We start from the raw sequence: 12,416 nt of genomic DNA on the forward strand, positions 1-12,416 counted from the left end.
CCGTGTCCGGCTCAAACAGCCCCCTTGAAAGCCGTGTCCGGCTCAACGTCCTGACCCGCAGAGGGCTACGAACCGAGGGCGAGCGGCAGGAGTTGCGCGGCCCAGGCCACCACCATCAGCACCGTCGCGACGAGTGCCGGGGTGGGGCGGCGCCCACCCCTGGCGCCCTGCGGGCCGGCGCCGAGCCACGACTGCAGCTCGGCCGCCGCGGCCTCGGTGGTGGCGCCCGGGCGCACCACGGCCGGGTCGATGCTCAGCATGTCCTCCGGGTCACGGAGCCGCACACCGACGGCGTGACTGCCGGGCGCGATCAGGTCGACGCGCGCGGGGCCAACCACGTCGTCGAGCAGGAGCCCGTACCAGCCGAAGCCCTGCCGGAACCGGCCGAACTCGCCCCACGACCACGACGTCGCCCAGAACGGGCCGGTCACCACCACGAGGACGGCGAGGAGCAGGCGGATGTTGTTGAACCAGTCGCCCCACGCCTCCGTGATCATGAAGGGCACCGCCAGCGCGCCCACGCCCGCCACGGCCAACGCCGCCACCCACCGCGTCCACCGCCCGTGATGCAGTGCCCACAACGCCAGACTCTCCTGAACCGTGGTGGGCGCCGCCTCGTCAACGTCCCAGCCCGGCTGCCCGGGTCTGATGGCCCGGAGGAACCGCCGCCGACCCCTGAAAGGCTGGGGCTCCTCCACCTCGGCCAGCCAGACCTGCCCCGTCGCCCTGGCCAACGCCACCGAGGAGCCGTAGGCCCAGCTCCCGACCAGGATGAACGGCTCCGCGCCGTTGGTGTCGGGGCCGACGACGGCCTCAGCCATCTCCTTCTCCTCGCCGGTGAGGCTCGCCATCTCCTCGGCAACGACCTCATGGTGGATGTCGTCGGCCCAGTGCGCCACGTCCATGGCCGTGGCCGGCATGGGCATGTCGGCCAACTCCTCGTCGTCGTCCTCCGGCTCCCATGCGTCGGCGGCGTCGACGGCCTCGGCCACCCTGTCCCGGTCCGCCAGGCCGTCGAGGTTAGTGAGCTCAAGGGCCGGCCAGTCCGCGTCGGTGGGGAGCACCAGCGCGATCTCGCCGTTGCACACCACCCGCACCGTCACACCGGGCGCGCCCTGCGCCACCAGCCTGGCCCGCCGCCGATGCGGCGCGACGTAGCGTCCCCACACCGCCGCCGCGGCCATGGGCACCGCGGCCACCAGGCCGAGGAGCCACGCCGGATTGTCCTGGCCGGCGCCAACCAGCACCGCGCGCGACCCGTCGGTGAGCACCTCCACCTGATCACCCACCACCACGTCGTCGTACCAGGGGCTCTCGATCTCCCGGTCCACGCCGTCGAGGACCACCGTCAGGTACTGATAGCCGTCCTCGTCCTCCTCGATCGCGGAGACGGGGACGCTCACCAGCGACGCCCCGGCCTCGAACCGGGCCGCGTCCCGCACCTCCGACTGATGGATCACCAAACCGACGACGCCTGCCACCACGACCGCCGCCACCCCGCCGACGCCGAGCCATCGACGCAGCGTCGGGGTTGCGGCCCAGGACCCTTCGAACGGCACACCGGTGGCGGGGACCACCACGTCCCCGCGCGGCCGGGAGCGCGAATCCCGCACGAGAACGAACCCGAGCATCACGGCCGCTGTCAGCCCGGCGGCCCACCACAACGCCTGCTGGCCTGACCAGGCGACGCCGACGACGGCGCAGGCGACCGCGGTCGCAAGCGCCACGCGCGGCGCGAGCCACACCAGCACACCGGAGACGACCACGGTCAGCCCCAGGCCGATCGCGATGTATCCCCCCGACCACAGCGGCGGGCGGGCGAACGCGTGGGCCCCCAGTGGCTCAAGGACTCCGATGCCGATGGCGAGGGTGATGAAGGTCCAGGCGGTCCTGAGCCAGGACAGATGGGTCCGGCTGAGGCGGAGGTCGCGGGAGGAGAGGCGGTGCACCAGGGCAGTATGGCCGAAACAGGCCCCGGCTCGTCCCGTGGGGGTGGGGTGGTGTTGAGCCGGAGCGGGCTGGGATCAGCCCGTGGGCGAGGGCTCCGGGCCGAGGAACGCGTGCAGATCCTCGGCCAGGTCCGCGGGGGGCTTCCAGTAGGCGAACTCGTCGAGGGGGCTGGGGTCCACCGCGAAGTTGCCGTCGTGCAGCGGCACCAGCGACATCGTCGAGCCCCATCCGTCGACGAGCACGAAGGCGCCGCGGTTGTCGATCCCCATGCCGGGCACGTCCCCGCCCACGTCCGTGCGCAGCGACTCCACCATCCGTGCCAGCAGGTCCTCCGGAACCTCGTCGATGACGCGGACATCGCTGTAATCGCGGGAGCAGACGTGGCCGACCAGGATCGCGTCTGGCGTGGTCGGAACCAGGGTGGTCAGCGGTGGACACACCTCCGGGGGCTCCGACGGTGCCACCTCCCCGGATCGCTGGCCCTCCCACAGCCCGACCAGGGTCTGCAGGAACCCTTCGCCGCCCGAGAACTGGCGTTCCCCGTCGCTCACCACCTTGCAGCCGTGCAGCTCCCCGCGCAGGCGCTGCGCACCGTCCGGGTAGTCGAGCACCACGACGTAGGTCATCCGGTACTCCGCGGTGCACGCGACGTCCCCGGGCAGGGGCTCGAGGGCATTGAACGCGGCCGTCACCTCGTCCAGCCCCTCCGTCAGCGGTTCGAGTGGTCCGCCCGTGGCCGGGAAGCCCTCGCTCGGGTCCCCGCACAGCCACGCGCGCAGCGCTCCGTCGGGGAGATCGCCGTCGAACGGGGTGAGCTGGAGCCCGGCCTCGCGCGTCTCCTCCGCGATCCCCGCGCACGGGTTCTCCACCGGCGCGACCGTAGGCGTGGCGGATGCTTCCGTGGGCGTGGGCGAGGGAGCGGACGGCTCAAGCGAGCTTGAGCCCGAGGGGATGGGGCTGGGAGTATCCCCCGGCACCGCACCGTCCGGGCCGCGCAGCGCCTGGTACCCCAGCGGGATCGCGACGGCCGCCAGCACCAGGCCCCCGACGACGGCGCCCGTCACCCACCGGCGCGGCCTGCGGCCCTCCGCATCAGCGGCCGCGCCCGTCCCGTCCGCTGCGCCGTCGTCCGTCATCTCGACCTCGTCTCTGAGCCGCCCGCGGCAGGACACAGCGGGGCTGAACCCATTGTCCCCCTCGATCGCGACGCCCGGAAGGGGCACGGTGGGCATCTGCCCGGATCGCCCGCGAAACCGCCGCTCCGCGACCCGCCGGTGGTGGAATTGCCCTGAGCCCACCCCCCATGCCCGAAGAAAGGCCCCCATGGACATCCTGTTCGACACCGCCAACCTCGACGACATCGAGCGACTCACGCCCATCTACCCCGTCACGGGCGTCACCACGAACCCGTCGATCCTCAAGAAGGAGGGCCCCATCGACTTCTACGCCCACCTCAAGCGCATCCGGTCGATCATCGGCCCCAACCGGACGCTGCACGTGCAGGTGCTGGCGAAGGACGCGCAGGGCATGATCGACGAGGCACACCGCCTGCTCGACATGATCGACGCCAACGTCTACCCCAAGGTCCCGACGACGGAGGCGGGTATCCAGGCGATGCGCGTGCTCAAGAGCGAGGGCGTGAAGGTCACCGCCACCGCCATCTACTCCAAGACCCAGGGCTTCCTCGCCATCGCGACCGGCGTCGACTATCTCGCCCCCTACTACAACCGCATGCAGAGCCTCGACATCGACACCCGGGGGACGCTCAGCGCCCTGGCCAGCTTCATCGACCGCTTCGAGGCGCCCAGCAAGATCATGGCCGCGAGCTTCAAGAACATCGCGCAGGTGTCGCACGCGCTGGAATCGGGCGCGCACGCGGTGACCCTGTCTCCCAAGCTGCTGCGCCAGGCCCTGTCGGCGCCCATGATCGAGGATGCCGTCGACGCGTTCATCTCCGACTGGAAGGACGTCCACGGGACGACGACGCTCCCCTGAGGCTTCCCTTTGGATACCCCCAGGGGTATATACTTCTTCGCAACAGAAGGAGTGCACATGGCGACCATCATCACCATCGAGACCCCCACGCTCGGCGACCGCAGCTACGTCGTCCACGACGGCGCCGTCGCGTTCGTCGTCGATCCTCAGCGCGACATCGACCGCGTCACCGCCATCCTCGACGAGGCCGGCGTCACGCTGAAGGCGGTTTTCGAGACCCACATCCACAACGACTACGTGACCGGTGGGTACGCGCTGGCCCACGCCACCGGCGCGGACTACTACGTCAACGCCCAGGACGAGGTGTCCTTCGAGCGCACGCCCATCGTCGACAACCAGGTCGTGGAGATCAGCCCCACCATGTCGGTCCGGGCCATCGCCACGCCGGGCCATACCTACACGCACCTGTCATACGCGCTGTTCGACCCCACCGCGGACGACGACGACGCGCGGGGCCAGGCCGTCTTCAGCGGCGGTTCGCTCCTCTTCGGCGCCACCGGCCGCCCAGACCTCCTCGGCGCCGAGCACACGCACGAGCTGGTCAAGCACCAGTACAACTCGGCCCACCGGCTCGCCAGCGAACTGCCCGACGGCACGGAGATCATGCCGACGCACGGCTTCGGGAGCTTCTGCTCCGCCACCCAGACGGAGGGCGACGAGTCGACCATCGGGCGCGAGAAGCGCGTCAACCCGGTGCTGACGAAGGACGAGGCCGAGTGGATCGAGGAGATCCTGGCCGGCCTCGACGTGTATCCGGCGTACTACGCGCACATGGCCCCGTCCAACTCCGCCGGCCCGGGCGAGCCGGACCTCACCGAACCGACGCGCGCCGACAAGGACGAGATCCGCGCCCGCCTCGAGCAGGGTGAGTGGGTGGTCGACCTGCGCAACCGGGTGGCCTACGCGGCCGGCCACGTGCCCGGCAGTTTCAACTTCGGCATCGACGGACAGATCGCCACCTACATCGGCTGGATGATCCCGTGGGGAACCCCGTTGACGCTGCTCGGGGAGTCCCGCGAGCAGGTCGCCGAGGCCCAGCGCGAACTCGTCCGAATCGGCATCGACCACATCGCGGCGAGCGCCACCGGCGGTCCGGCCGAGTGGACCGACTCCCCTGCCACGCTGCAGCGCGCCGACTTCGGAGACCTCAGCCAGGTCCGCCACCACCGCGAGGTGCAGATCCTCGACGTCCGCCGGGCCCCCGAGTACGCCGAGGCCCACATCGACGGCGCCGTCAACATCCCGCTGCACGACCTGATCACGCGCATCGACGAGGCGCCCCAGGGTGAGCTGTGGGTGCACTGCCTCAGCGGTTACCGCTCCTCGATCGCCACCTCGATCCTCGCCGCGGCCGGGCGCACCGTCGTGGCGGTCGACGACAAGTTCGAGAACGCCGAGAAGAGCGGCCTCCCGCTCGTGAGCGGGAAGTGACGACGTCTGACGTGGCGGAGTGCAGCGTCGGGGACCTGTACTCCGCCTGGAAGCGTGACGAGTACATCCTCGACGTCCGCGAGCCCGACGAGTACGCCGAGGGCCACGTGCCGTCGGCGGTCCTCATCCCGCTCGGGGAGCTCGCGGCCCGGGTCGGCGAGGTGCCGCGCGACCGGCCGGTCTACGTGGTGTGCCGCTCGGGGCGCCGCTCGATGACCGGTGTCCGGACGCTCGCCGCCTCCGGGATCGAGGCCACGTCCGTGAGTGGCGGCACCCTGGGATGGATCGCGGCGGGATACCCGGTGTCCGGGCGACCACACCTCGCGGGGACCACTCGCCGATGAGCTGGTGGTTGGTGCCGCTCGCCGCTCTGGTGGGGCTCGTCATGGGCGCCCTGGGCGGCGGCGGCGCCATCATCACGGTGCCCGTGCTGGTCTACCTGGCGCAGCAACCCCCCGCGGCGGCCATGGTCGGCTCGTTGATCGTCGTGAGCGCGACGGCGACGGCCGGGCTCATCGGGCACTGGCGGGCCCGGCTGGTCCGGCTGGGAGAGGGCGTGGCGTTCGCCGCGCTGGGCTCGGCCGGAGCGGTCGCCGGGTCGCTGCTGTCGATGCAGGTCCCCGGCCAGCTCCTCATGGCGCTGTTCGCCGTGCTGCTGCTGATCGTCGCCGGACTGATGACCAAGAAGTTCCTGCGCCCCTCGCCGACCCCGCCGCGGGACGTACCGCCGATGATCGGCGGTGACCCGCGCCGCGTGAACTGGCGGCAGGTCGCCGTCGTCACCGCCACCGCCACGGGAGTTGGGATGCTCACGGGGTTCTTCGGCGTCGGCGGCGGCTTCGCGATCGTTCCGGCACTCGTGATGGTGCTGGGATTCTCGATGCAGCAGGCCGTCGCGACGTCGCTGTTGGTCATCGTGCTCAACTCACTCGTCGCGCTCGCGACGCGACTCACGGTCGCCGTCGACGTGGATTGGGCCCTGATCGGCTGGTTCAGCGTGGTGGCCGCCGCCGGCGCCATCCTCGGCGGCCGCCTCGGGCGCCGGCTCCCCGCACGCACGCTGGGGCTCGGCTTCGCCGCCCTGCTGGCCGTGACGGCGGTGCTTATCCTGACCCAGTCGCTGACAGGCTGACCCCCCGTCCTACGCTTCAACCATGCTTGATTCAAGCGCGGTTGATACGACGCTCGACGCGGCGGAGGCGCTCGCAGTCCTCCAAGCCGTGGCCGACCCGATCCGGTGGCGGGTCCTCACCCGCCTGTCCACCTGCCGGCGCTGCGTCTGTGACCTGCAGGGCGAGATCGACATCGCCCCCAACCTGCTGAGCTACCACCTCAAGGTCCTCCGGGACGCCGGCCTGGTGGTGGGGACGCGTCGCGGCCGGTGGATCGACTACACGCTGACCGACGACGCGCAGGCGCGGGTCAAGGCCGCGCTCCCCGGCGAGCTGGGCCGGTGGTGACCGTGCTGAGGTCGCTCGCGGTTCCCCGCTCCACCCGCACGCTCGTCGCGGCCCTCCTGGGTGCCTCTGTCGGGTGGGCGGCGCTCTACGCCCTCAACGAGGTGCTGTGGGACGCCCTGTTCGTCTCGGTGCTCGGTCTCGATCTCGACGAGCGCGTCCCGGGCGCGGTCCACTTCTTCCTCTACGACACCTCCAAGATCTTCCTACTCCTGACCGGGATGATCTTCCTGATCGGCATGCTCCGCACGACGCTGCGGCCGGAGCGCGTCCGGCAGTTCCTCGACGGCAAGCCCTTGGTGGTCTCGCTGCTGCTCGCAGCGCTTTTCGGGGCCATCACGCCGTTCTGTTCGTGCAGTTCCATCCCGCTGTTCATCGGTTTCGTGGGCGCCGGCATCCCCTTGGCGGTGACCCTCACCTTCCTCATCGCATCGCCCCTGGTCAACGAGGTGGCAGTCGTGCTGCTGGCCGACACGTTCGGCGCCGCCAACACCGTCGCCTACGTCGCCGCGGGCCTCACGGCCGCCATCGTCATCGGCTTCATCTTCAGCCGCCTGAGCCTGGACCACCTCGTCGCCGACTTCGTCTTCAAGACCCCCGTGGCCGTCCTCCAGGCCGACGGGCGGCGTCCCACCCTGCACGAACGGGTCGAGGCGGCCCTCGAGGAGACGCGCGAGATCGTCGGCCGGGTGTGGAAGTGGATCCTCATCGGCGTCGGCGTGGGGGCGTTCATCCACGGGTGGGTCCCCACCGAGTTCTTCGCCACCTACGCCGGGCCCGACAACCCCTTCGCCGTGGTGCTCGCCACGCTCGCCGGCGTGCCGCTGTACGCGAACGCCGCCGGTGTCATCCCCATCGCCGAGGCGCTGTGGAGCAAGGGGATGGCGCTGGGCACCGTCATGTCGTTCATGATGGCCACCGTCGCGCTCTCGCTGCCCGAGTTCATCCTGCTCAAGCAGGTCCTCAAGCCCAAGCTCTTGGCGCTGTTCTTCGGCAGCGTCGCGGTGGCCATCGTGGTCATCGGAGTCCTGTTCAACCTGGCCACCTGACCGGTCCAGGGAAAGTGAGAGAAGGAAACATGCTGATCAAGGTCCTCGGCCCCGGCTGCAAGAACTGCCAGACCCTGGAGAAGAACGTGCGCGAGGCGCTGAGCCGCCTCGACCTCGACGCCGACGTCGAGAAGGTCACCGAGTACGCCGACATCATGGCACACGGCGTCATGTCCACGCCCGGTCTCGTGATCGACGGCGACGTCGTCTCCTACGGCCGGGTCCCCACCCCTGGCCAGATCGTGGAGCTGATCCAGTCCCGCTAGGGTCGGGGCATGCGTGGAGAATACAAGGTCCCCGGCGGGAAGCTGGTCGCCGTCGACCTCGAGACGGACGGCGGGCGAATAGCCCAGGCCGCCGTCTCGGGTGATTTCTTCCTCGAGCCGGACGAGGCCCTCGACAACATCAACGGGGCCCTCCTGGGGATGCCCGAGTCGTCGTCGGTGGCGGATCTGGCCGCGGCCATCACGGCGCGGCTCGACCCGGCCGCCACGCTCATCGGCTTCACCCCCGAGGCGGTGGGCATCGCCGTGCGGCGCGCGCTCGGGCACGCCTCGGACTGGTCGGATCACACGTTCGACGTGATCGGCCCGGTCTCGATGGACCCGCGCATGCACGTGGCCCTCGACGAGGTGATCGCCGCCCGGCTGGCGCGCGGCGAGATCAACCCGAGCCTGCGCATCTGGGAGTGGGACCAGCCGCTGGTGGTGATCGGCTCGTTCCAGTCCTACCGCAACGAGATCGACGACGATGGCCGCGCCCGCCACGGCATCAACGTCGTGCGGAGGATCACCGGCGGTGGCGCCATGTTCATGGAGCCCGGCAACTGCGTCACCTACTCGCTCGTGGTGCCGGCGTCGCTCGTCGAGGGGCTGAGCTTCGAGCGGTCCTACGAGTTCCTGGACCAGTGGGTGATGGGTGCGTTGGCCGAACTGGGCGTGAACGCCCGGTACGTGCCGCTCAACGACATCGCATCCGACAAAGGCAAGATCGCCGGCGCGGCGCAGCGCCGGGTGACCGGAGGCGTCGTCGTACACCACGTGACGATGGCCTACGACATCGACGCCGACAAGATGCTGGAGGTGCTGCGGATCGGCCGCGAGAAGCTGTCCGACAAGGGCACCAAGTCCGCGAACAAGCGCGTGGATCCACTGCGCTCGCAGACGCGGCTGCCCCGCGACGAGATCATCACCGCGTTCCTGGCGCACTTCGAGGGCCGCTACGCGACGCAGCGCCGCGGGTACACCGAGGACGAGCTCGCCGCCGCGCAGCACCTGGTCGAGACCAAGTTCAGCTCCGAGGAGTGGACCAAGCGGATTCCCTGATCGGGCGCGGGAATCGACGCCTGCGGCGTCGGCTTCGAGACTCGCCCGGGTGCTGCGCACCGGGCGCGACCTCAGCGAACGGGGTTGGCTTCGGCTTCGAGACTCGCCCGGGTGCTGCGCACCGGGCGCGACCTCAGCGAACGGGGTTGGCTTCGGCTTCGAGACTCGCCCGGGTGCTGCGCACCGGGCGCGACCTCAGCGAACGGGGTGGCGCGACCTCAGCGAACGATCGTCACTCGCCGGGCTGGCGCACCCCCACGGTGAGGATCAGGTTGGCGTACAGGCGCTGGTCCGCGCTCACGATCACCACCGAGACGTCGTCGGACTTCGCGACGTCGTAGAAGTCCCACCGCGGGATCTCGACGAACTCCACACCCGGAAGGGCGGCACGGTACTCGTCGTGCGCCGGGATCGAAGCAGGCGCCTCCGCCCCGCTGGCGTCCGCCGCCGGGATCATGATGCCCGCCTGCTCGATCGGGATCGTCCGCTTCAGGACCTCGAGGATGTCGGACACCGTCAGCAGGCCGGGCGCGAGGTTGAGGTAGATGCGCTCAGCCGACGCCGGCGCCCCGGTCGACGCCGGGTAGTTGCCGTCGGTGATGAGCACCTTCGAGCTGTGGCCCGCGCGGCCCAGAGCGCCGAGCAACTGCGGGTGGGTCATGGGTCCGTAGAGCATTGAATGGGTCCTTTCGAGTGGATCAGCTGCTGGCCCGGACGACCAGCGTGGGTGAGATGAGAGTGGACTCGGCAGCGTATCCGGCCAGCAGTTGGCTCAGCGCCGCGACGGCGACCTCGCCCACCGCGCGGAAGTCCTGGCGGATGGTCGTCAGGGGCGGCAGGAAGCTCTCCGAGCCCAGGGCGTCGTCGAACCCGACCACGCGCACGTCGCCGGGGACCGCCCGCCCGGCCAGCTGCAGCGTCGTCATGGCTCCCAGCGCCAGGTGGTCGTTGGCGGCGAAGATGCCGTCCACGTCCAGAGGCAGACGGGCGACGAGGGGGGCGGCCGCCGTCGAGTCCCAGGACCTGGCCGGCAGGATCAGCGGCGCGATGCCCGCGGCGGCGACGGCCTCGCGGTAACCGCTCAGCCGCTCCCGCGCATCGGTCCATTCCTCTGGACCTTCCAGGTGCGCGATCCGGGACGCCCCCCGCTCGAGCAGATGTTCGACGGCGAGGCGGGCGCCGAGCCGGTGGTCGACGGCGACGCCCACGACGGCATCCGGGAGGTCGTGGGTCTGTCCCACGTACACCGTCGGGAGCCGCGCCGCGACCGTGTGCACCCACGACCTCGGCTCGCCGCGACCGCCCAGCACGACGACGCCGTCGGCGCCGACCGGCACGAGCTGGTGCAAGGGCACCGTGCCGAGGTCCGCCCGGATCACCGAGGTGGAGATGTGCAGGTCGAGGGCGGCCAGTGCCTGGCAGACGGCGACGAACGTCGTGGCGTGTCCGTGCAGCAGCGGCACCGCGTCGATGATGTGCACCGAGCCGGTGCGGTTGGCCGACAGCGAGCGCGCCGCCATGTTGGGTTGGTAGTTCAGCTGCTCGATGGCCGCCAGCACCTTGAGCCGCGTCGCCTCAGCGACGACGTCCACCCCGCGCACGACACGCGAGGCGGTCTGCATCGACACCCCGGCCGCCTCCGCGATGTCGCGGAGATTGGCCCGTGGGCGACGTCGGCTCATCGCTCCACCTCGTAGCGCACCGTCCTGGCCGAGGCCGCGATGACGCCGTTGCGCCCGGCCGGATCCAGGTGGCCCATGATCTCGAGCTGGGCGATGAGGGAGCCCAGCGACGACGCCTCGACCGGCCCGGCGATGACGGGCACCCCGACCGCGTCCGCCGTGAGACGGCACAACAGGGCGTTGCGCGACCCGCCGCCCACCATGGTGAGCTCCGATGGCCGAGCGCCGGTGAGCGCCGCCAGCGCGTCGATGCCGCGGGCGTACCGGGCGGCCAGGGACTCGAGGATCACCCGCACCACCGCTCCCTCGTCGAGCTCGGCCGGCCCGCCCTGCGCGGCCACCGCGGACGAGACCCGCCCGACCATGCCGCCGGGCTGCGCGAAGCCCGGCTCGTCCGGGTCGATGAGGATTCCCGTCGACGGCGCCGCCTCGGCCGCCCTGACCAGGTCGACGATGTCGTGGACGCCCCCGGTGGCCCGCCACTCACGCTGGCACTCCTGCAGGATCCACAGCCCGGTGATGTTGAACAGGGGGCGTAGTCCTCGGTCCGCCCGCGCCTCGTTGGTGAGCCCGAGGGCGTGGGCCTCGGCGCTGAGGAGGGGTTCGTCGCGGAGGACGCCGAGCACCGACCAGGATCCGCAGGAGAGGAACAAGGTCTCCTCCCCCGGCCTCCGCTGCAGCGCGTGCACCGCGCAGGCCGTGTCGTGGGCTCCCGCGCGGACGACGGTGAGTTGTTCCAGCCCCGGGATCCGGCACGGCCCGACGACGGTGAGCTCGGCCGTGACGTCGCCGAACCAGGATCGCGGGATGCCCAGCGCCTCGAACACGTCGTCGTTGAATTCATGGGCCCCTGGGCGGCAGAGCGCCGACGTGGAGGCGTGGGACCTGGACCAGCCGGCCTCACCGGTGAGGAGGTAGGTGATGTAGTCGGGCAGCAGCAGCACCCGCGACACCTGCGCCGCCAGCTCCGGTTCCTCGGTGACGAGCGCGAAGAGCTGGTTGGCGGTGTTGATCGTCGCCGGGGCGATGCCGGTGGCCGCCCACACGGCGTCGTCGTCGAGCCGCACGCGGAACGCGTCGAGCGTGCGGGCCGTTCGTTCGTCCCGGTAGGCGACGGCGGGTCCGACCCGGCGGCCGTCGGCCCCCAGCGTGACGGCATCGACGCCCCAGGTGTCGACGGAGACGCTGACGGCGTCGGGGAACCGCGCGACGGCTGCCTTCAGCCCGGCGGTCAGCTCGCGCTCGATCAGGTCGAGGTCCCAGATGAGATGGCCGTGCGCGGACCCGGGTCCCGGCTCCTGGCGGGCCGCCTCGTGGGCGAACCGGTGGACTTCCACCTCCTCGATGACACCGTCGCTCAGCGTGCCGGCGATGATGCGCCCCGACGACGATCCGAGATCGACGGCCAACGCGGTCACGGGGCTCACAATGCTCCTTCAGGAAGTGTCGACGACGGGGTGTTCGGCCCCGTCGCCCACCAGTATGGCGAGCGACGGGGCCAGTGCCTCGGGCAGGGGGGCTCCCGAG

Annotated in this window: 13 protein-coding genes; 8 read left to right on the top strand and 5 right to left on the bottom strand. The window is 71.0% G+C overall.

The features are described 5' to 3' along the window. Positions 1–65: 65 nt before the first annotated feature. Together ACFQPD_RS05005 and ACFQPD_RS05010 are read right to left on the bottom strand one after the other, a co-directional pair. Entirely contained in the window at positions 66–1,949 is a 1,884-nt protein-coding gene (locus tag ACFQPD_RS05005) for a hypothetical protein (protein ID WP_385899051.1), read from the bottom strand. A gap of 75 nt (positions 1,950–2,024) precedes the next feature. Continuing rightward, positions 2,025–3,086: a hypothetical protein gene (locus ACFQPD_RS05010; protein ID WP_385899054.1), complete on the bottom strand. Its 1,062-nt coding sequence runs from the start codon at positions 3,084–3,086 to the stop codon at positions 2,025–2,027. 187 nt (positions 3,087–3,273) lie between these two features. Here ACFQPD_RS05010 and ACFQPD_RS05015 point away from each other — a divergent pair, with 187 nt between their 5' ends. From ACFQPD_RS05015 to ACFQPD_RS05050, 8 genes are read left to right on the top strand one after another with little or no spacing between them, the layout of a single operon-like run. After that, positions 3,274–3,945, top strand: a complete 672-nt coding sequence (locus ACFQPD_RS05015; protein WP_068751570.1) for a fructose-6-phosphate aldolase — start codon at positions 3,274–3,276, stop codon at positions 3,943–3,945. A gap of 57 nt (positions 3,946–4,002) precedes the next feature. Next, a complete protein-coding gene (locus tag ACFQPD_RS05020; RefSeq protein WP_068751571.1) occupies positions 4,003–5,376 on the top strand; it encodes an MBL fold metallo-hydrolase in 1,374 nt (457 codons plus the stop codon). Next, positions 5,373–5,720 (top strand): rhodanese-like domain-containing protein, encoded by a 348-nt coding sequence (locus tag ACFQPD_RS05025; protein WP_197971702.1) that lies wholly within the window; start codon positions 5,373–5,375, stop codon positions 5,718–5,720. Before ACFQPD_RS05020 ends, ACFQPD_RS05025 begins: the two co-directional genes overlap by 4 nt. Then, entirely contained in the window at positions 5,717–6,508 is a 792-nt protein-coding gene (locus ACFQPD_RS05030) for a sulfite exporter TauE/SafE family protein (RefSeq protein WP_385899058.1), read from the top strand. The genes ACFQPD_RS05025 and ACFQPD_RS05030 overlap by 4 nt, the downstream gene beginning before the upstream one ends. Before the next feature lie 22 nt (positions 6,509–6,530). Then, positions 6,531–6,836, top strand: a complete 306-nt coding sequence (locus ACFQPD_RS05035) for an ArsR/SmtB family transcription factor (protein WP_385899060.1) — start codon at positions 6,531–6,533, stop codon at positions 6,834–6,836. Further along, entirely contained in the window at positions 6,833–7,882 is a 1,050-nt protein-coding gene (locus tag ACFQPD_RS05040) for a permease (RefSeq protein ID WP_385899063.1), read from the top strand. Before ACFQPD_RS05035 ends, ACFQPD_RS05040 begins: the two co-directional genes overlap by 4 nt. Positions 7,883–7,911: 29 nt before the next feature. Next, positions 7,912–8,148, top strand: a complete 237-nt coding sequence (locus ACFQPD_RS05045) for a thioredoxin family protein (protein ID WP_385899066.1) — start codon at positions 7,912–7,914, stop codon at positions 8,146–8,148. A gap of 9 nt (positions 8,149–8,157) precedes the next feature. Continuing rightward, positions 8,158–9,207, top strand: a complete 1,050-nt coding sequence (locus tag ACFQPD_RS05050) for a biotin/lipoate A/B protein ligase family protein (protein ID WP_385899068.1) — start codon at positions 8,158–8,160, stop codon at positions 9,205–9,207. 232 nt (positions 9,208–9,439) lie between these two features. Here the strand turns inward: ACFQPD_RS05050 and ACFQPD_RS05055 are convergent, their stop codons facing one another. The 3 genes from ACFQPD_RS05055 to ACFQPD_RS05065 are packed head-to-tail and all read right to left on the bottom strand — an operon-like array spanning position 9,440 to position 12,316. Further along, a complete protein-coding gene (locus ACFQPD_RS05055; RefSeq protein WP_068751576.1) occupies positions 9,440–9,883 on the bottom strand; it encodes an RbsD/FucU family protein in 444 nt (147 codons plus the stop codon). A gap of 22 nt (positions 9,884–9,905) precedes the next feature. Beyond that, positions 9,906–10,889 (bottom strand): LacI family DNA-binding transcriptional regulator, encoded by a 984-nt coding sequence (locus tag ACFQPD_RS05060; protein ID WP_385899071.1) that lies wholly within the window; start codon positions 10,887–10,889, stop codon positions 9,906–9,908. Then, the gene (locus ACFQPD_RS05065) at positions 10,886–12,316 is read right to left on the bottom strand and encodes a rhamnulokinase family protein (protein WP_385899074.1); all 1,431 of its coding nucleotides are present in this window, start codon (positions 12,314–12,316) and stop codon (positions 10,886–10,888) included. The genes ACFQPD_RS05060 and ACFQPD_RS05065 overlap by 4 nt, the downstream gene beginning before the upstream one ends. Positions 12,317–12,416: the final 100 nt, after the last annotated feature.

The sequence above is a fragment of the Tessaracoccus sp. O5.2 genome, from assembly GCF_964266725.1.
Classification (GTDB): Bacteria; Actinomycetota; Actinomycetes; order Propionibacteriales; family Propionibacteriaceae; genus Arachnia; species Arachnia lapidicapta.

Coding starts and splice junctions, on each gene's coding strand:
- ACFQPD_RS05010 (WP_385899054.1), bottom strand. CDS start 3,086: ATGACGGACGACGGCGCAGCGGACGGGACGGGCGCGGCCGCTGATGCG.
- ACFQPD_RS05015 (WP_068751570.1), top strand. CDS start 3,274: ATGGACATCCTGTTCGACACCGCCAACCTCGACGACATCGAGCGACTC.
- ACFQPD_RS05020 (WP_068751571.1), top strand. CDS start 4,003: ATGGCGACCATCATCACCATCGAGACCCCCACGCTCGGCGACCGCAGC.
- ACFQPD_RS05030 (WP_385899058.1), top strand. CDS start 5,717: ATGAGCTGGTGGTTGGTGCCGCTCGCCGCTCTGGTGGGGCTCGTCATG.
- ACFQPD_RS05035 (WP_385899060.1), top strand. CDS start 6,531: ATGCTTGATTCAAGCGCGGTTGATACGACGCTCGACGCGGCGGAGGCG.
- ACFQPD_RS05045 (WP_385899066.1), top strand. CDS start 7,912: ATGCTGATCAAGGTCCTCGGCCCCGGCTGCAAGAACTGCCAGACCCTG.
- ACFQPD_RS05050 (WP_385899068.1), top strand. CDS start 8,158: ATGCGTGGAGAATACAAGGTCCCCGGCGGGAAGCTGGTCGCCGTCGAC.
- ACFQPD_RS05055 (WP_068751576.1), bottom strand. CDS start 9,883: ATGCTCTACGGACCCATGACCCACCCGCAGTTGCTCGGCGCTCTGGGC.
- ACFQPD_RS05060 (WP_385899071.1), bottom strand. CDS start 10,889: ATGAGCCGACGTCGCCCACGGGCCAATCTCCGCGACATCGCGGAGGCG.